The 19,173-nt window shown below is 63.2% G+C and carries 18 protein-coding genes; 14 read left to right on the top strand and 4 right to left on the bottom strand.

Features of this window, described 5'->3' with window-relative positions; all coding sequences use genetic code 11:
- Nucleotides 1–231 precede the first annotated feature (231 nt).
- The 5 genes from L21_RS04650 to purB all read left to right on the top strand — a co-directional run bounded on the left by L21_RS04650 (nucleotide 232) and on the right by purB (nucleotide 4,431).
- Nucleotides 232–486: a DUF5654 family protein gene (locus tag L21_RS04650; RefSeq protein WP_074369335.1), complete on the top strand. Its 255-nt coding sequence runs from the start codon at nucleotides 232–234 to the stop codon at nucleotides 484–486.
- A 58-nt stretch (nucleotides 487–544) separates the two neighbouring features.
- Nucleotides 545–1,591, top strand: coding sequence for a magnesium/cobalt transporter CorA (gene corA / locus L21_RS04645; protein WP_074369334.1), 1,047 nt, complete (start codon nucleotides 545–547; stop codon nucleotides 1,589–1,591).
- A gap of 60 nt (nucleotides 1,592–1,651) precedes the next feature.
- A complete protein-coding gene (locus L21_RS14070) occupies nucleotides 1,652–1,825 on the top strand; it encodes a hypothetical protein (protein ID WP_178377683.1) in 174 nt (57 codons plus the stop codon).
- 91 nt (nucleotides 1,826–1,916) lie between these two features.
- Nucleotides 1,917–3,017, top strand: coding sequence for a magnesium/cobalt transporter CorA (corA, locus tag L21_RS04640; RefSeq protein WP_256712317.1), 1,101 nt, complete (start codon nucleotides 1,917–1,919; stop codon nucleotides 3,015–3,017).
- Nucleotides 3,018–3,090: 73 nt separating this feature from the next.
- A complete protein-coding gene (gene purB / locus L21_RS04635; protein ID WP_074369333.1) occupies nucleotides 3,091–4,431 on the top strand; it encodes an adenylosuccinate lyase in 1,341 nt (446 codons plus the stop codon).
- A gap of 18 nt (nucleotides 4,432–4,449) precedes the next feature.
- Here purB and L21_RS04630 read toward each other — a convergent pair whose 3' ends face one another.
- From L21_RS04630 to L21_RS04615, 4 genes are all read right to left on the bottom strand, one after another.
- Complete coding sequence (locus tag L21_RS04630; RefSeq protein WP_074369332.1) at nucleotides 4,450–4,725, bottom strand: winged helix-turn-helix domain-containing protein; 276 nt, start codon at nucleotides 4,723–4,725, stop codon at nucleotides 4,450–4,452.
- Nucleotides 4,722–5,372, bottom strand: a complete 651-nt coding sequence (locus tag L21_RS04625) for a hypothetical protein (RefSeq protein WP_143727210.1) — start codon at nucleotides 5,370–5,372, stop codon at nucleotides 4,722–4,724. Before L21_RS04625 ends, L21_RS04630 begins: the two co-directional genes overlap by 4 nt.
- Nucleotides 5,373–5,666: 294 nt before the next feature.
- Entirely contained in the window at nucleotides 5,667–5,999 is a 333-nt protein-coding gene (locus L21_RS04620) for a hypothetical protein (RefSeq protein ID WP_074369330.1), read from the bottom strand.
- Between the two features lie 357 nt (nucleotides 6,000–6,356).
- The gene (locus tag L21_RS04615; RefSeq protein WP_074369329.1) at nucleotides 6,357–7,445 is read right to left on the bottom strand and encodes an FmdE family protein; all 1,089 of its coding nucleotides are present in this window, start codon (nucleotides 7,443–7,445) and stop codon (nucleotides 6,357–6,359) included.
- A gap of 579 nt (nucleotides 7,446–8,024) precedes the next feature.
- On the opposite strand from L21_RS04615, the gene L21_RS04610 reads away from it, so the two are divergent.
- The 9 genes from L21_RS04610 to L21_RS04570 all read left to right on the top strand — a co-directional run bounded on the left by L21_RS04610 (nucleotide 8,025) and on the right by L21_RS04570 (nucleotide 18,739).
- Entirely contained in the window at nucleotides 8,025–9,032 is a 1,008-nt protein-coding gene (locus L21_RS04610) for an asparagine synthase C-terminal domain-containing protein (protein ID WP_074369328.1), read from the top strand.
- Nucleotides 9,022–9,291: an Asp-tRNA(Asn)/Glu-tRNA(Gln) amidotransferase subunit GatC gene (gene gatC, locus L21_RS04605; RefSeq protein ID WP_074369327.1), complete on the top strand. Its 270-nt coding sequence runs from the start codon at nucleotides 9,022–9,024 to the stop codon at nucleotides 9,289–9,291. Before L21_RS04610 ends, gatC begins: the two co-directional genes overlap by 11 nt.
- Nucleotides 9,292–10,593: an Asp-tRNA(Asn)/Glu-tRNA(Gln) amidotransferase subunit GatA gene (gene gatA, locus L21_RS04600; RefSeq protein ID WP_074369326.1), complete on the top strand. Its 1,302-nt coding sequence runs from the start codon at nucleotides 9,292–9,294 to the stop codon at nucleotides 10,591–10,593.
- Entirely contained in the window at nucleotides 10,590–12,005 is a 1,416-nt protein-coding gene (gene gatB, locus L21_RS04595; RefSeq protein ID WP_074369325.1) for an Asp-tRNA(Asn)/Glu-tRNA(Gln) amidotransferase subunit GatB, read from the top strand. The genes gatA and gatB overlap by 4 nt, the downstream gene beginning before the upstream one ends.
- 6 nt (nucleotides 12,006–12,011) lie before the next feature.
- Nucleotides 12,012–14,807, top strand: a complete 2,796-nt coding sequence (locus L21_RS04590) for a DNA topoisomerase I (RefSeq protein ID WP_074369324.1) — start codon at nucleotides 12,012–12,014, stop codon at nucleotides 14,805–14,807.
- Between the two features lie 4 nt (nucleotides 14,808–14,811).
- On the top strand, nucleotides 14,812–15,504 hold the full coding sequence (locus L21_RS04585) for a phosphoglycerol geranylgeranyltransferase (RefSeq protein ID WP_074369323.1): 693 nt from the start codon (nucleotides 14,812–14,814) through the stop codon (nucleotides 15,502–15,504).
- Between the two features lie 3 nt (nucleotides 15,505–15,507).
- Nucleotides 15,508–16,206, top strand: coding sequence for an RNA methyltransferase (locus tag L21_RS04580; protein ID WP_074369322.1), 699 nt, complete (start codon nucleotides 15,508–15,510; stop codon nucleotides 16,204–16,206).
- Between the two features lie 22 nt (nucleotides 16,207–16,228).
- Nucleotides 16,229–16,792 carry a dCTP deaminase gene (gene dcd / locus L21_RS04575; RefSeq protein WP_074369321.1) on the top strand — a complete coding sequence of 188 codons (564 nt, stop codon included), beginning with the start codon at nucleotides 16,229–16,231 and terminating at the stop codon, nucleotides 16,790–16,792.
- A gap of 111 nt (nucleotides 16,793–16,903) precedes the next feature.
- The gene (locus L21_RS04570; protein WP_074369320.1) at nucleotides 16,904–18,739 is read left to right on the top strand and encodes a threonine--tRNA ligase; all 1,836 of its coding nucleotides are present in this window, start codon (nucleotides 16,904–16,906) and stop codon (nucleotides 18,737–18,739) included.
- Nucleotides 18,740–19,173: the final 434 nt, after the last annotated feature.

The following is a 19,173-nucleotide window of genomic DNA, read 5'->3' as shown; positions in this document are numbered from 1 at the left end:
TACGTCAATGTAGTTTGGGTGCCCGGGGCGAAAGTGAAGGCGAGGAAGGCCGGGGAGAGGGTGATGCCGGATCTACGGCGACCCTGCCGGGAACGTTTCGCGGCGCGCATATCCGGCCCTGTTTCCCATAAGAGCCCCTAAGGGAGACTCAAAAGCCTGACGGAGGCCGGAGAATCCCGCACGGCGAAAGTATTATATCATTTACCGTACACCTCCCGACTGAGGAACCATATGTCTTTCAAAACAGAGGTCATCGACAAGATAGCGGCCCTCGTCACGGCCGCATTTGGTCTGGTCGCCGCTCTCGCATGGAACGGCGCCATTCAGGAACTTTTTGCCCTCATATTCGGGGAACAGAGCACGCTCGTTGCCATGTTAGTGTATGCCATCGTCGTGACGATCATCGCGGTGATCGTGGTGATCCTGATCGGCCGCGCCGCCGCGAAGGCGAAGAGAGAGGATGAGCTGGCGGCAGCAAAAAGGTGAAACACAAACCCACTCTTTTTCGGCAGATTCATCTGAACCGGAATTAATCCTACCTTCCATGAGCCCGCGCGACGACCAGAGCCGGGGATCGAGCGGAAGCATTACCGAGACGGACGTTTCCCGCTCACGACCGGTCACCGCCACGGTCATCGACTACGATGAGGTCCGCTTCGATGAGCGAACGTACACCCTGCCGGGGGAGATCCAGATCGCCATCCTCCCCCAGGGAGTCACCTGGATCGACGTCGACGGCGTCCACGATGCCGGGGTGATCCAGGCGGTCGGGGATGCCGTCGGGATTCACCCCCTGACCCTGGAGGACATCGCAAACGCCCGCCAGCGGCCGAAGATCGAGGATTACGGCGATTACCTCTACGTCGCGGTCCGGATGCTCGCTCCCGGCGACGGCGAGTCCAAGAGCGAGCAGGTCAGCCTGGTGCTCGGGAGGGGTTACGTCGTATCCTTCCAGGAGCAGCCGGGCGACGTCTTCGAGCGTATCCGGGAGCGCCTGCGTGCGGGAGCCGGCCGGCTCCGAAGCGTCGGGCCGGACTACCTCTTCCACGCTCTTCTGGACGCGATCGTCGACGGCTACTTTGCCAGGATCGAGGAACTCGGGGAGCGTATCGAGATTGTCGAGGAGGAGGTGGTGGCGGACCCCGACCGCGGGACGCTGCAGGTGATATATGCGTTAAAACGCTCCTTAATCGCGCTCCGGCGCTCGGTATGGCCGCTCCGCGAAGCGGTTGCACAACTCGAACGGGGCGAATCGCCCCTGATCGATGAAGCGACGCTCGTCTACTTCCGGGACGTCTACGACCACACCATAGAGGTCGCCGAGACGGTGGAGACCTACCGGGATATGGTATCCGGGACGCTCGACGTCTATCTCTCGAGCCAGAGCAGCCGGATGAACGAGATCATGAAGGTCCTCACCGTCATCGCCACCATCTTCATCCCGCTCACCTTCATCGCCGGGGTCTACGGCATGAACTTCGCCTACATGCCGGAGATCAGCCATCCCTGGGGCTATCCGGCCGCCCTCGCCTCCATGGCGGCCGTCGCGGCCGCGATGCTCCTCTACTTCAGGAAGAAAGGGTGGATCTGAACCTCGGCCGGCACCCCCGCTCATAGCCGGATACCAGTATCTCCCGTTGCGTCGAAGCCCGTGGGCGCCGGCGACAGCAGGGGCGAGCGGGAACGCTACTCGTTTCGGAGAACGGCATCCACCTTAATGGTCGTCGTTATCGGCGTCATTCCCCTTCGAGTCCGGATCGACGCCAACTGCATCCTGGTCGCCTACGGGATCGTCGGCGCGGGAACCGCCGTCGCGACCGAGTAGATCCATCTCCTACGGCGGCGGGCCGGTAAAAGACGCATGATCGGCCCGGCAGTGATGTTTTATACCTTGGGATGAATGCCCCTTCCCCGGGATGGTGTCCACGACTCCTGCCGGGCGGCTCGCCGGGCGATTCCCCGGGACCGGCGAGGTGTACCCGCCTCTTCCCCGGGGAGCGGGCAGGCCGGAGGTGGTGATGCAGCCGGAAAAAACCTGTGGGATACTCTCGATCCGGGTGATCGACTACACGCAGGACCGCATCGAGGAGCACGAGTGCATCGAACTCACCGAGGCCTGGTCGTGGATCGGCCGGGAGACGGTCACCTGGATCGACGTCGTCGGGGTGCCGGAGCGCGACGAACTCGTGATCCTCGGCAGACAGGCGGGGATCCACCCCCTCACGATGGGAGATATCACGGCCCCGGACCAGCGGCCGAAGGTGGAGGAGTTCGGGAGCTACGTCGCCGTCATCGCGAGGATGCTCTCGGAGATAGGCGGCAGGGTTGCAAGCGAGCAGGTCAGCCTGATCTTCGGGGAGAACTACGTCATAACGTTCCGGGAGCAGCCATTCCGGGTCTTCGAACAGGTCAGGGAACGGCTCAGGAACGAGCTGAGCGTCATCCGGGGAGCGGGACCGGATTTCCTCGCGTACACGCTCCTCGACGCCATCGTGAGCGCCTACCTCGCCATCCTCGACGCGGTCGACGACCGGGTGGAAGACCTCCAGGGCAGGGTTCTGGCTTCCGCGGACCCGCTTGCCTTAAAGCAGATCTACGAACTCAAAGAGGATCTCCTGACCATCCGGAGAGCGGCCGTGCCGGCACGCGAGGTTCTCGGGTCGCTCGCGAGCCGGGAGTTGAGCCTTGTTCGGAAGGAGACGATCCCGTATTTCCGGGATATATACGAACGGTGCATCCAGGCAGCAGAGGTTGCGGAGTATACCCGGGATACGCTCTCCGGCGTGATGGACCTCCATACCTCGAACCAGAACAACAGACTCGCCGAGATCACGACGATCCTCACCATCGTCGCGAGCATCTTCATCCCCCTGAGTTTCATCACCGGGTTTTACGGGATGAATCTCAGGAACATACCGCTCGAAGACTCGCCGCTTGGATATCCTCTTGTCCTCATCCTCATGCTGGGTGTCGCGGTCGCGATGCTCCTCTACTTCAGGAAGAAAGAGTGGATATGACGCCGGGCCCCGCGCCGCGGGGAGAGGGGCGGCAACCCCCTTTTTGTAGCGAGAATACCAACACTTCTCCATTATGGCAATCCATCCCATCGACTACCGGTACGGCACCCCGGAGATGCGTGCCGTCTGGAGTGAGGAGAACCGCTTCCGGGCGATCGTCACGGCCGAAGTGGCGCTGGCCCGTGCCGAGGCGGCGCACGGGATGATCCCCCGCGAGGATGCGGAGATGATCGCAGCCTCCGCACCCGAGGCCCGCCTCGAGCGGGCGAAGGAGATCGAGGCCGAGATCAACCACGATATGATGGCGATCGTCAAGGCCGTCACCGAGGTCTGCGGCGACGCCGGGCGGTGGATCCACTACGGCGCGACCTCGAACGACATCCTGGATACGGCGACCGCCCTGCAGGTCCGGGATAGCCTCGCACTCATCGAGGAGAAACTCGGGAGACTCCTCTGCGTGCTTCTCGCCCGGAGCGCCGAGACGAAGACTCTGGTCTGCGCCGGCCGCACCCACGGGCAGATCGGCGTCCCGACGACCTACGGCCTCCGGTTCGCGATCTGGGCGAGCGAGGTCTCCCGCCACATCGAGCGGCTCCGCCAGATGCGCCCGCGGGTCGTCGTTGGGCAGCTCACCGGCGCCGTAGGCACCCAGGCGGCCCTCGGAGATGCCGGTATCGAGATACAGGAGACGATGATGGAGTTCCTCGGGATCCAGGCCGTGGACGTCTCTAACCAGATCATCGCACGGGACCGCTACGCGGAGTACTTCATGCTCCTCGCAAACATCGCGACGACGCTCGATAAGATCGGCCTTGAACTCCGGCTGATGCAGCGTTCCGAGATCGGGGAGCTCGCGGAGGCGTTCGGGAAGAAGCAGGTGGGTTCGAGCACGATGCCCCACAAGAGAAACCCGATCAAGAGCGAGCAGGTCTGCGGCCTTGCGCGGATCGTCCGCTCCGCGGTCGAACCCGCCCTGCAGAACAACGTCCTCTGGGACGAGCGCGACCTGACGAACTCCTCCCCCGAGCGGGTGCTCTTCCCCGAGGCGTCGGTGCTCGCCGACCACATCCTGAACGTGATGATCGGCGTGATGGAAGGGCTCGAGTTCAACAAGGCAAACATCCGGAAGAACCTGATGATGCTCCGGGGCGTGAATCTCGCCGAGTCGGTGATGATCGACCTCACGAGGCGGGGCATGAACCGGCAGGAGGCCCACGAGGTGATGCGGACGGCGAGCATGCAGGCCCTCGCCGAGGACCGCGACCTCGCCGAGGTGCTCGGCGAGCGGCCGGAGGTCACGGCGTTCGTCACCCGCGAGGAACTCGATGCGCTCCTCGACCCCGACGCCTACATCGGGACGGCCGTCCGGCAGGTGGAGCGGCTGATCGAGAAACTCACGCCGCTCTGCCGGTGAAGGGATCCCGGGCGGCCCTCATAGTTTGAACCGGGGAGGGGCATCGAAGAGTTTGCGGTAGAGCGAACTGAAGAGCGCGGTGTACTCCCCGGCCCTCTCGGTGGCGAGGTACCGGGTCTTATCCCCCTCGGCCACTTCAACGATATACCCTTTTTCCACGAGGAACCGGAGATACTCCTGCCCGGTCTTCGAGTTCAGGTCGCACCGGTTGATGATGCCGGTAAACGACTGCGGCGTTCTGCAGAAGACCAGGATCTCCCAGTAGATCTCGAACGCCGTCCTGCGCCCGCTCATCGCCGATCCATCTCCAGCGTTTCTTTCAGGAGGGCCTCGGACTCCTCGATCTCGTCGAGCCGCTCGTCCCAGACGTTTGCGAACCGGGAGAAGTAGTACGAGGAGGCAAGGCTGACGAGGGCGACCCCGAGCGTGAGGAGCATGAACGGGATGACCAGGTAGTTGTTGATGGTGAAGGAGATACCGTCCGCTGAGATAGAGAGGTGCTCCAGGCTGACGGCAACCCCGAGGAGAAACGAGCAGACGCCGCCGAGCGTGCAGACCAGGATCATGGTACGGATGGTTGCGCGGTTATCGCGGTAGTGGGAGAGCATCCTTACGATGAGACGGGTGAGAGCCTCGTCCGGGACCTCGCCTCCCATCCCGTTCAGGTCGTCCTTGATCGCCTCGACCCCTTCGAAGACCCGGACGCTGGTGAGAAGCCAGCGAATGCCCGTAAGGGCGGCAACAAGTGCGATAAACAGGACGACCGGGGAATAGAGTACGTACAGCGCGGTAGAGAAGGTCTCGTACATCGAGACCGCCTCTCCGACGATCACGCTGATGCCGAACGCCATCACAACTGCGGCAAAGATGATGTTCGCGACAGTAACAATATAGAAGTGCCGGATCTCGCTTCTGAACCGGACGAGTGCTGATTCGTGCATGGAGGTTTTCACCGGTCTATCTATCTATTCGCGTTCTGCAAATAAAGAGAATGAAACTAAGATACGTATCGGTGTTTCGCAGGCATATCCAACACGAACAGCCGATACCGGCCGACCCCTTGCCCAAAATAGAATAACGAAACAGGAGTCGGATCAGAGCAGAGCACGGCACCCGCCGGAGAAAGAGGCTGGCGGCGATTCAGGCGGGATGCACCATCGCATCCCGTTCGGCCGCCGCGATCTCCCGCAGGAGCCCGAAAGGTCGGCGATCGGGTAGTGCCCCCGCCGGCATGTTCAGAACTCTTCCGCGATGCCGTAGCCGTACGACCGCAGTATCCAACTCCCCCTCTGCTCCGGGTATGCGGCAAGCACGAGCCCCCGCGACTCCAGAAACTCCTCGGCGGAGACGATGGAGATGGGCTGAAGCTGCTCGTCTTCACCGGGCTCCATCGACCAGGTATGGATGTAGTAGATGTCCGGCAGCCCCTCCTCTTCGTGCAGGTAGAGATCCCTTCCGCGCCCGAATGCCCCGCCTGCGTCACCGCCCCGCGGCGCGAGGTAGAGCCAGGCGTCGCGGTCGGTGTCGAGGAGGATCTCGCCTTTCTCGGATTGAATACATCTCTTCATGTTCAGTCACCTCTGCCCCGCCGGCCGTGCAGGGCAGTTCGGCAGGCGGCGACGATGAGCTCCGGGAGCCCGGTGAGGTGGCCATGGCCCTTCCGCGGCCCGGGCCGAACAGGAGGTTTTGCCACCGCCCGCCGGTTGGGGATAGAACGGCAGGTAACATATATCTTTTGAATAGTAACATAAAATAATATATCTGATATATTTTTGTAACAAAGGGCCTGAAGGGCATGCCACGGCCGCTCTAAGGGCGCGCTACATGTACCCGCCGAAATCTTCAACTTCCAGGCCTCATTCGGAGATCTAAACCCGAGCAGGGGCTGAACCCCTGCCCGGCGCATTGTTCACAAAAGAGGGAGGCTATGCGCAGGTCGCGCCCAGCATCCCGACCACCTCATAAGGATTGTTGGCCGGATTCTTCAGGTCGGCAAGCATCTGCTCGTTCACCTCGAACTCCTCCATCACCGTGACGTAGTCCCCGGGGTTCCCGATATTCTCAACCATCTCGACGGTCCGTGTGGGCTTCTCTCCCCACGAAGGACCGGTCCAGGCCGTCGAATCAAACTGGAAGCCAAGGGCAAGCGCATGACCGGTCTTCTGTTTACTATCCCAGCGGACGAAGATTCCTGCCGGGCGGGTGCCGTACGCCTCCGTCAGTTCTTTCTCGTCTTCCCCGGAGAGCGGGAAGATGTAGTGACCGCCTTTTCCGGGGGTAAGGTCCCAGAGGATCGGGAATACGTCGTCTTTGCACCACATGGGACAGGAGATGACCACATAGGAAGTATCGTTGGTGATCGGCATCTCCTGCTCGACGTACTTTGCGAGCAGATATCCGCTGGATACACCGGGACAGAAGTGGTTGTGGAGCATGACGCATGACATGAGATCATACGGCGCCCCGTGCGCCCATGCGTTGGCGATCGAGATCAGGGAGAAGGCGTCCCCGCCCAGGTTTTTCATGGTTTCATTTCCTACCCCGGTGTCGGCGAGCATCTTATCCAGGTCGCCGGTGACGACAACGACCTTCGAGAATGTCTTGCGGATGGGCGTCGCCTTCAGTTCGGCCGGACTTTTGGTGTAACTGGCTACATCCGGTTCCAGGTAGACGGCCTTTCCGGACTTTTTGTTATAGAAGTAGAACCAGAGCGGTTTCCAGTCGGCCCGGTTCACCTGCCAGAGCGTGTTGTCCCCGTTCTGCAGGCCGCTCACCTTCGTGATCCCCGATATCGCTCGCTCGGTCGTCTGGCCGTCCACGACGGCGCGACCGGCGTTGGTCAACACGAGGACGTTCGGGTCGCCTTTACTGAATTTCAACTGATCCATCGCGGTCAGTGCCGCGCGCTGTCCCAGTTCGTCCATACGGTCCGCGTCCGGCAATGCCGCCATTGCCGGGACACAGAGCAGGCATACCAGCAGGATGCCGGATAGCAACTTAATAGCATTCTTCATAATATCGTCGCGCAGGAATCCCGGATTTCAACCGGGAAGGATGCGCAGCCCCCATTGTTTTCTGGTTCAAGGTCTGCGGCCGGCGCAGAACGCACCGGCCTCTTCCCCGTAGCGATACCGCAACGTGATCCTGACGTCACGACCAGCATCAGCATCACGCCGATAACCGGCGAGACAGTGTTCTCATTGCTCCCTCTCCCATGCAACATGCATCATCGCCTCTTCAGCCGGGCGAGTCTCTCCACGGCTGACTACGAGGGAATAATACGAACAACAATAAAAATATAACTATATGTGATTATATCTACAGTAAATAACACCAAATGTATTGCCACCCCAATAGATAGCACGTAGCGAGGCGGCAAGGCCACGTGCCCGAGGTGACGCTGCGCCTGGTCAGGGTCGCCGTATCCGCCCGGGGGTGATATTCAGGCTGAAACCCCCCAAACCGCCCGCATTTCGCTCCGACCAATGTACGCACATTTATAGTTCAACAGTGCAAACACTGACACGGATCCGTTTTTTGAGGCGATCGCGTACCGCGTGAGCCTCACGGCGACAACTGCCGGATTACGGAATATGCCGACCATGAACCTGACGGGCTGGATCGAACACGACGGGGTGCGGCTTATGCCGACCGACGTAGAGCGGATGCTCTCGGAGGGACCGGAGACCCTCACCCGGTGCGGCGGCGAGTTCCTGCTCACCTGCGGCGACTGCACCGCACGCGACACCTTCGGGATCATGCCCGGCCCGGTTCCGCCGGGAACCATATGCTGCGACGGGCGGGAGGTTGCCCGGGTAGCCCCCGACCCGGCGCCCTGCACGCTTGAGGAGGCGATCGTCACCGCGGTCAGTCTCCGGAGCGACGAGGGCGTCGTTGCGTTCTCCGGCGGCGTGGATTCAGCCCTCATCGCCCACCTCGCCCGCCTCCCCTGCGTGGCCGTGGGACTCGAAGGGTCGCACGACGTCAGGCGGGCCGCCGCAGCCGCCCGGACGATGGGGCTCGACCTCGAGATCGTCACGCCGACAGAGGACGAGGTCGCGGAGGCGCTCGCCCGGGTCGTCCGGGTCATCCCCGACCCGACGAACCCCCTCGAGGCTTCGATCGCGACGACCCTCTCCTTCGTCGCCGCGTGGGCGGAAGAGCGCGGCCATACCCGGATCCTTGCCGGGCAGGGGGCGGACGAGCTCTTCGGCGGTTACGCCCGCTACCTCTCCTCCCCCGACCTCGTAGCGGAACTCGAACGGGACCTCGCGGACCATGGACGCCAGAGAACGCGGGACCAGGCGGTGGCGGCGCTTCACGGGGCATACTTCTCGATGCCCTACCTCGACGTCAGGGTGGTGCGCGCCGCTCGAGCGATCCCGGCCGGGGAGAAGGTGCGCGGCGGGGTGAGAAAACACCCCCTGCGCGAGATCGCGGAGCGGCACATTCCCGCCGAAATCGCCCGGGCAGAGAAGAAAGCGATGCAATACGGGAGCGGGATCTGGAGAGCGATGCAACGGCTCACACGTGACAATGGTTATAAAAAGTCGGTACAAGGGTACTTAACGGAGATCAGTAGGGCGGAACATGATTACTGAGAGCGATATTGAGCATATAGCAGAACTTGCGGATATCGGCATATCGAGAGACGAGGTGCCGGAGTTCACCAAACAGTTCAACGCGATTATCGAGTACTTCGAGGTCCTCGACACCGTCGAGGGCGAGAGCGCCCCGGTCGTCGGGATCACCAACGTCTTCCGGGAAGATGAGCCCCGGCCAGGCCTCTCGCAGGAAGAGGCACTCGCGAACGCGGGGTCGACCGAGAACGGATTTATCAAGGCACCGAGGGTGATGTGAGTGGCGGGAACCCTCGACTTCTCGCCGGACGACCGGTACAACGCCTTCATCACCACCTGCCGCCAGGCGCCGTTCTCTGACGGGACGCTCGCCGGCACCGCCGTCGCGGTCAAGGACAACATCTCCACGGCGGGGATACGGACCACCTGCGGATCGAAGATCCTCGAGGGCTACGTCCCGCCGTACGACGCCCACGTCGTGGAACTCCTCCGGCAGGCAGGAGCCGCGATCGTCGGCAAGACCAACATGGATGAGTTCGGGATGGGCTCCACCACCGAGACGAGCGCGTTCGGCCCCACCAGAAACCCGGCAGACCCGGAGCGGGTGCCCGGCGGTTCGTCCGGCGGGAGCGCCGCCGCCGTCGCCGCGGGCCTCGTCCCGATGGCGCTCGGCACCGATACCGGCGGCTCGATCCGCTGCCCCGCGGCGTTCTGCGGGATCGTGGGGCTCAAACCTACCTACGGCCGCGTCTCCCGCTACGGTCTCATCGCCTACGCAAACTCCCTCGAACAGGTCGGGTCGATGGCGCGGACGGTCGAGGACGCCTCAAGGCTGATGTCGGTGATCGCGCACTACGACCCCCGCGACTCGACGATGCTCGACCGCCCGTACGACCACCGGCCTGTAGCCGAGGTCAAAGGGCTCCGGGTCGGGATACCGGAGGAGTACTTCGGCGAAGGCGTCGACCCCCGTGTTGGAGAGAGGGTCCGCGACGCCATCGGAGTCCTCGAAGGGCTCGGGGCCGAGACCGTCCCGGTGAGCATCCCCGGAATGCGGCACGCGCTCGCGGCCTACTACGTCATCTGCACGAGCGAAGCCTCCTCAAACCTCGCGAGGTTCGACGGCGTCCGCTACGGCCCGGCGGTCGATACCAGGAAATCCTGGCACGAAGCCTACCAGGACCTGCGGCTGGAGTTGTTCGGCGCCGAGGTCCGGCGCCGGATCATGCTCGGGACCTTCGCCCTCTCGGCCGGTTACGCCGGCCGGTACTACGCGAAGGCGCAGGTAGCCCGCCGGAAGATCCGGGAGGACTTCGAGCGGGCGCTCCGCGAGGTAGACATCATCGCCGGTCCGACGATGCCGACGGTCGCCTTCCGTCTCGGCGAGAAGACCGACCCGATCTCGATGTACCTCTCGGACATCCTCACGGCGCCTGCGAACCTCGCCGGGATCCCGGCGATATCCGTCCCGTGCGGCAGGGTGGACGGACTCCCCGTGGGCCTCCAGATCATGGGAAGACAGTTCGAGGACGAGCGCGTCGTCGATGTCGCGTTTGCCTACGAGCAGGAGGTGAGGGCATGAAGACGATCGTCGGGCTCGAGATCCACGTCCAGCTCTCGACCGCGACAAAACTCTTCTGCGGGTGCTCGACCGACTACCGCGACGACGAGCCGAACACCCACTGCTGTCCGGTCTGTCTCGGCCTTCCCGGCGCGCTCCCGCGCCTGAACCGAAGAGCGGTCGAGTACGGCCTGAAGGTGGCAAAAGCCCTCGATATGAAGGTCCCGGAAGAGTCGGAGTTCGCCCGGAAGAACTACTTCTACCCCGATCTTGCAAAGGCCTACCAGATCACCCAGAGCGATAAACCGCTCGCGGTAGAGGGGACGATCGAGATCGAGGACGACGAGGGACACGAGAAGATCGTCCGGATCACCCGGGCGCACCTCGAAGAAGACCCCGGAAGGCTCATCCACGTCGCGGGCGGGTCGAAGTACTCGCTCGTCGACTACAACCGATCGGGTATCCCCCTCCTTGAGATCGTCACCGAACCGGACATGCGCTCACCACAGGAGGCGCGCCGGTTCCTCAACAAACTCCGGACGATCCTCGAGTATCTCGGCGTCTTCGACGGCGAGCGGGAGGGCGGCCTCCGCGTGGATGCAAACATATCGATTGAGGGCTCCGAACGGGTCGAGGTCAAGAACATCTCCTCCTACAAGGGCGTCGAGAAAGCCCTCACCTTCGAGATGACCCGGCAGAAGAACCTGCTCCGGCGCGGCCAGAAAGTGGCGCGAGAGACCCGGCACTTCATGGAAGGGCGCGGGATCACCACCTCCGCCCGCAGCAAGGAGGAGGCGCACGACTACCGCTACTTCCCCGACCCGGATCTCCCGCCGCTCCGGGTCGCAGACTGGGTCGCGGCAATCGACCTTCCTGAACTGCCTGTCGCCCGGAAGAACCGGTTCACGGCGCAGTACGGCATATCGCTCAACCATGCCCGGACGCTGACCGGCGACCCGAAGCTCGCCGACTTCTACGAGGAGGTCGCTCACGTCGACCCCGCCCTCGCCGCCACATGGGTGGCCGACACGCTCCTTGGAGAACTCAACTACCGCGAGATGAGCATCGCCGCCGTCCCGGCCGAACGCATCGCGGAACTCCTCGCGCTTCTGCGGTCGGAGACGATCACCGATGCGGCCGGCGTCAAGGTTCTGCGGGAGATGCTCGATGCCTGCGCCGCCGGCAAGCCCTGCGAGCCTCCCGCCGCAATCGTGGAGCGCGAGGGGCTCGCCAGGGCCGCGGGAGACGAGTTCACGCAGGTCGTTGAGAAAGTGGTCGCCGCGAACCCCCAGGCCGTGGAGGACTACCGGGCCGGCAAGAAGGGAGCCCTGAACTTCCTCGTGGGGCAGGTGATGAAAGAGACCCGCGGACGGGCAGACCCGCGGGAACTCGGCCGCATCGTATCCGGGTACATTGATACAGGCGGGGTGTAATCCGCAGTGCATCTGATCATCGCAGAGAAGAACATCTCGGCAAACCGGATCGCGCAGATCCTCGCCGGCAGCGAGAAGGTGAGAGCGACGAAGGACGGAAGCGTATCCACCTACTCCTTCGACACAAAGACGGTGGTCGGCCTCAAAGGGCACGTGGTGGAGGTGGATTTCGAGCCGGGCTACACGAACTGGCGAAGCGAGACCCATACACCGCGAAGCCTCATCGACGCGGGTATCGTCAAGAAGCCGACCGAGAAGAAGATCGTAAACCTCATCCAGAAACTCTCGAAGAAGGCGGACCTCGTCACCATTGCGACCGATTACGATACGGAAGGAGAACTGATCGGGAAGGAGGCCTACGAACTCGTCCGTGCGGTGAACCCCGGCGTCAGGATCAACCGGGCCCGGTTCTCCGCGATAACCCCGGCGGAGATCCGCTCCGCGTTCGAGAACCTGACCGACCTCGACTTCGACCTCGCGGCTGCCGGCGAGGCCCGCCAGGCGGTCGACCTTATGTGGGGGGCGTCGCTGACCCGGTTCATCAGCCTCGCGGCACGCCGGGGCGGCACGAATATCCTCTCCGTCGGCCGCGTCCAGAGCCCGACACTCGCCATGATCGTTGACCGGGAGCGCGAGATCGAGAGTTTCGTCCCCCAGACCTACTGGATGCTCTCACTCGAAACCGAGAAGGACGGTGTAGCGATCGAGGCGCGGCACACCGCCGGGCGGTTCACCGACCACGATACGGCCCTCGCCGCGGAGGCGGGGACGAAGGAGCCGCTCATCGTCACGGACGTGAAAGAGGGGCAGAAAGTCGACCGGGCACCGACGCCGTTCGACACCACGACGTTCATCGTCGCGGCGAGCCGCCTGGGCCTTTCGGCGGCGAACGCGATGCGGATCGCCGAAGACCTCTACATGAACGGGTACATCTCCTACCCGAGGACCGACAACACGGTCTACCCGAAATCGCTGAACCTGGACGCGATCCTCAACACCCTCAAAGGAGGAATCTTTGATAAGGACGTCGCCTGGGTGCAGCAGAACCGGCGGCCCGTCCCGACCCGGGGCAAGAAGGAGAGCACCGACCACCCGCCGATCCACCCGACGGGCTCCGCGACCCGGGAGGCTCTCGGGCAGGACCGGTGGAAGGTCTACGAACTCGTCGTGCGGAGGTTCCTCGCGACCCTCTCCCCCGACGCGAACTGGACGACCACGCGATGCACCTTCGACGCGTCCGGCGAGTCCTACAAGGCCACGGGCGGCAGGCTCCTCTACGCCGGGTGGCGCCGGGTCTACCCCTACTCGGAGGCGAAGGAGAACATCCTCCCGGTGCTCGCCCCGGGTGAGAGGCTGCCGATCAGGGAGGTGAGCCTCGAGGAGAAGGAGACGCAGCCGCCGGCGCGCTACTCCCAGAGCCGGCTCATCCAGGTGATGGAGGAACTCGGCCTCGGCACGAAGAGTACCCGGCACGAGGTGATCGGCAAACTCGTCTCCCGCCGCTACGTGGAAGGCAACCCGCTTCGCCCGACCCTCGTCGGCCGGGCGGTCATCGACGCGCTCGACAACCACGCCGAGACGATCACGGAGCCGGAGATGACCCGGACGCTCGAGGAGCACATGCAGCTCATCAAGCAGAGCCGGCGCTCCCGCGACGACGTCGTCACCGAGTCCCGCGAGATGCTTCATCGGGTCTTCGACAAACTCGAGGCGCATAAGTCGGAGATCGGCACCGAGATCATGGAGCAGACCGCCGAGGAGCATACCGTCGGCCCCTGCCCGGCCTGCGGCCACGATCTCCGGATCCGGCACATCGGCGTCTCCCAGTTCATCGGCTGCACCGGCTACCCCGAGTGCAGGTTCAACATCAGCCTGCCCGGCAGCACCTGGGGCAAGGCAATCCGGGTCGAAGCGACCTGCGGAGAGCACAACCTCTCCCACGTCCGCCTGATCCGGAAAGGCTCCCGCCCGTGGGACATCGGCTGCCCGCTCTGCAGCCATATCGCCTCGAACGTCGAGGCGCTCCGGATGATGCCCTCGATGACCGACGACCTCATGCACCGCCTGCACGCGCATCACATCTACACGGTCTCCGAGATCGCGGGCATGCAGCCTGAAGAACTCGCGAAAACCGTCGACACCGAGACGAAAGAGGCAGCACAACTCGCGAGAGAGGCAGAAGATGCGCTCGAGGTTCTCCGCCGCCGTTCGGAACTCAGGAAGTTCGTCCGCAAGATCGTGCCCCCGAGGAAGGGCCGGAGCCACGCGAAGATCATCAAGAACCTCCTCGAACAGGGGATCGGCGATATCCACGCGCTCTCGCTCGCCGACGTTGCGGCGATCAAGAAGGCCGGGATACCGGAGACCACCGGAACCGAACTCCTGGACGCGGCCCGCGGGCTCTGCAACGAGCGCGCCCTCCGGGAGGCCGGGGTTCCCGCGGTCAGCCTGAAGAAGTACCAGGCAGGCGGCGTCTCGAGTCCCGACGACCTCTGCTACCTCCCCATCCCCTACCTTGCAAGCAAAACCGGCATTAACCCGGAAACCGTACATAAACATGTGGATCTGGTCTGCAGGCACCTCGGTCGCCCTGCCCCCCAGAAGATCTCAAAGGCAGTCTTCGAGCGCGGGCGCAAAGAACTCCTTGAGATCCCCGGGCTCGGCGAGGCGACCGTGGACAGGCTCTACCTTGCAGGCATCTATGACGCCGCTACGCTCCGTGATGCCAATCCCGATGAGATCGCTACCATCACCGGCATCCCGAAGGCCAGACTCCGCGACTACATCGGCCACCTGAAGTGACACCATGCACGCGAACTGGAAGACCTGGGCACACGTAACGAAACTTGACCCTGATAAACGCCTCCCTGAGGGAGCCGTCGAGGAGATCGCGACGAGCGGAACCGACGCCCTGATGCTCTCGGGCACGCTGAACGTGACGCGGGAGAATCTTCATGAACTCCTGGATCTGGTCTCCTCCTACGGGCTGCCGCTGGTGGTGGAACCGGCGAGCCCCGACTGCGCCATCTTTGATAACGGGATCGACCACCTCTTCGTGCCGAGCGTGTTGAACACGAACGACGTCCGCTGGGTCGTCGGGAAGCACTACGCCTGGCTGCGCCAGGCGAGCAGTATCGACTGGGAGATGGTGGTGCCCGAGGCCTACATCGTCCTCAACCCGAACTCGGCCGTCGGTCGGGTGACGGGGGCGGACTGCAGCCTCTCGGGGGAGGACGTAGCCGCGTTCGCACAGGTCGCGGACCGCTACTTCCGGTTCCCCATCGTCTACATCGAGTACAGCGGAACCTACGGGGATCCCGCAATCGTGCAGGCGGCGTCCGAGGCGATCGAGCACGCCGTCCTCTACTACGGCGGCGGGATCCGTTCGGCCGAGCAGGCGACGGAGATGGGCCGCTATGCCGACACGATCGTCGTGGGGAACGCGGTCTACGAGGAAGGGATCGACGTACTCCGGGCGACGGTCCGGGCGGTACAATGAGGCATGCCTGAGATCTCGATCGTCCTGGTCGAACCCCTCTACGAGGGAAACGTCGGGTTTACCGCCCGGGTGATGAAGAACTTCGGGTTCACCCGGCTGGTTCTCGTCAACCCCTGCACGCTCGGCGACGACGCGACCATGCGCGCCTCCCACGCCCGCGACGTTCTCGACGGCGCCCGGCGGATGACGGTCGAGGAGGTCTACCGGGAGTTCGACTTCGTCGTCGCGACGACCGGCGAGGTGAGCAAATCGGTCTGCACCCCGATGCGGATGCCTTACTACGCGCCGGCGGAGGTCAGGGAGATCGTCGGCGATATCGACGGGACGGTCGCGATCCTCTTCGGGCGGGAGAACTGGGGGCTCGCGAACACCGAACTGAAGCGGGCGAACCTCATCTGCACCATCCCGACCTCGGAGATCTATCCCATCCTCAACCTCTCCCACGCGGTGGGCATCCTCTGCTACGAGCTTGCGAACCTGCCGCGCGGGACCTACCCGCTCGCGGGGCAGGTCGAGATGGATTCGCTCTACCGGCACATCAGCGCCTTCCTCGACCGGATCGACCACCCGGACTTCAAGCAGGAGAATACGATGACGCTCATCCGCCGCATACTCGGCCGGACGAAACTGACCATCCGCGAGGCGAGCACCCTTCACGGGTTGATGCGCCGGACGGAGTGGCATCTCGAAAACAAAGAATAGGTTGCGGGAGAGATCTACTAGAATGATTCTTGTCGACTGGCAGATAGAGGATCGGATCAGGCGCGGGCATATCCGGGTAGACCCCTTCGAACCTTCCCTGATCCAGCCAAATTCCCTGGATATCAGGCTCGGTTCGCACTTTGTCTGGTACGTCCCGGGAGAGACCGTGATCGACCCCTACGACAGAGAGACCGTCTGCAGAGAGACCGAGGAGACGGTGGCCGACTCGATCGTCCTTACACCGGGCCGGTTCCTCCTCGCCGAGACGCTCGAGTCGATCGAGCTCCCCGACGACGTCGTGGCGAGCATCGAGGGGAAGAGCAGCATCGCGCGCCTCGGGGTCGAGCTCCACCAGACAGGGGGCTGGATCGACGCGGGGTTCCGGGGGACGATAACGCTCGAGATGTGCAACGTGAACTCCCGGCCGGTCAAGGTCTACGCGGGGATGCCGATCGGGCAACTGGTCTTCTACCGGACTGATCGCGCTGCGCGCCCGTACAACATGAAGCAGGACGCGAAATACATGGACCAGCGGCAGGCGACCCTCTCCCGCTACCACGAGAACGCGCGCCGCGCACAGGAGTGATGCCGGGAATCCGGCAAGAGCGGCGGCCCGGGGGACGTGCCCCCCGCCCGCCGAGCGTCATGCACTATATAGCAGGAAAACAGATATTGAACGATTCAACTGGGGATACCAATGCGACTTCTTCTGATCCACTCTGATCATATCGAATACGAGGCCCGGAAGAAGACGAAGGTCGCCGAAGAGGACGCGGTCCCAAAGGACGCACTCGACGAGGCGCTTGCCGTCTTCTGCGCGGTTGAGTCTGTCGACGAGGAGAACATCGAGGATGCCGTCAGGCAGGCGGCGGACGAGATCATCACTACCGCCCGGCAGCTCGGCACTACCAATATCATGATCTACCCCTATGCCCACCTCTCCTCCGACCTTGCATCGCCGGATGCGGCGGTGAGCGTTCTTAAGGGCATCCAGGAAACTCTCGCCGGTATAGACGACGTTGTCGTGAAGCGGGCGCCGTTCGGCTGGTACAAGGCCTTCTCGCTCTCCTGCAAGGGCCACCCGCTCTCGGAACTCTCCCGGACGATTGTGCCCGGCGAAGGAGCGGCCGCACCGAAGAAGGAGATCGAGCACGAGTTCTTCGTCGTCACCCCTGAGGGGGACCGCAAAGACGCGGCCGATTACGCTAAGGAGAACACTCCTTTTGCCTCGCTGATCCGCAAAGAACTCGGATATCCAGGGCCGGAAGGGGGCGAGCCGGCGCACGTCGATCTGATGCGCGCGAAGGAACTCGTGGAGTATGAGCCGCGCTCCGACGTCGGGCATCACCGCTGGATGCCCCGGGGGAAACTGATCCGGGACCTCCTCTCCGACTACGTCCTCTCCCAGGTGCTCGAGTACGGCGGGATGCCGGTCGAGACCCCGGTGATGTACGACCTCGGCGACCGGGCAATCTCGGAGCACGCCGCCAAGTTCGGGGAACGGCAGTACCGGTTCAAGAGCGGCAACCGCGACATGATGCTCCGGTTTGCGGCGTGTTTCGGGATGTTCTCGATCATGCACGATATGCACATATCCCCGAACACCCTCCCGATGAAACTCTACGAACTCTCGACCTACTCGTTCCGCCACGAGCAGAAGGGCGAGGTTATCGGATTAAAGCGCCTCCGCGCCTTCACGATGCCCGATATGCACACCCTCTGCCGGGACGTGGACGGCGCGCTCACGGCGTTCGAGGAGCAGCTTGCGATAGGCTGGAAGAGCGGCGAGGATCTCGAGACACCGCTCGTCGGGATATTCCGGTGCACCCGGGACTTCTTTGAGCAGTACGAACTCTGGGTGAAGGGGATCGTCGCGAAGTCGGGCGTCCCGATGCTGGTCGAGGTCCTCTCGGAGCGGACTCACTACTGGATCGCTAAAGCCGATCTCGCAGCGATCGATGCGCAGGGCAGGCCGATCGAGAACCCGACCGTCCAGATCGATGTGGAGAGCGCCGACCGGTTCGACATCAAATACTACGCCCCTGACGGGACGGAGGTTCACCCGCCGATCCTCCACTGCTCGCCGACGGGCTCGATCGAGCGGGTGATCTGCGCGATGCTCGAGAACACCGCGACCCAGGAGGTCCCCTCGTTCCCGACCTGGCTCGCCCCGACCCAGGTCAGGCTGGTGCCGGTGGCGGAGCGGCACGTCTGTTTCGCGGAAGAGATCGGCGCCCGCCTGAACGCGACCGGCATCCGGGCGGATGTCGACGACCGGGACGAGAGCGTGAACAAGAAGGTCCGCGAGGCCGGGATGGACTGGGTGCCCTACGTCGCGGTGATCGGCGACCAGGAGGCCGAGACCGGCCGGCTCATGGTCACCATCCGGAGACTTTCGGCGAAGAAGAAACCCTACAAGGAGTCGATGACCGAGAGCGAACTCATCCAGGCGGTGAAGCTGGAGACCGCCGGAAAGCCCTTCCGGCAGCTCTATACGCCGAAGCTTCTCTCACGGAAGCCCCGGTTTATTTAATTCTTTTTTTGCGAAATCGGGGCGCGACGACCCGATGGATAGAAGTGGGAGCACTACAGGTGCGACTTGTGACGGCTCATTGAGGTTGTTCCAAAACCCCTTTGCCGGGAGGGGGACACCTCCTCCCGAACCCTCCCCCGAGAGGCGATACCCGATGGAAAGCCGTTTCACCCCCATGTCCAGGATATAGAACAGAGGATAGAAACGTCGGAAAGTTCATAGAACTTTTTGAGATGACCTCATCACCCTGACACGGCTTTCAAGGTGAAATCGCCATGAACTGCCCGCCCCCTTGGGGACGGGAGGAGCGCGAAGCGCGGGCGGTGGGGGTTAGCGTAGTCCTCGAATCAGGTAGAGGCAGAAGGGAGGAACATCCCCCTCCCCTTTCTCCACGTATCTGCCAATGTTCTCGCCTCATAGCCAATATCACTAGT

Origin of the sequence: Methanoculleus chikugoensis, from assembly GCF_900095385.1 — an archaeon.
GTDB classification, from domain to species: domain Archaea; phylum Halobacteriota; class Methanomicrobia; order Methanomicrobiales; family Methanoculleaceae; genus Methanoculleus; species Methanoculleus chikugoensis_A.
The sequence above is the reverse complement of the archived record's forward strand: the minus strand, read 5'-3'. Positions and strand labels throughout refer to the sequence as shown.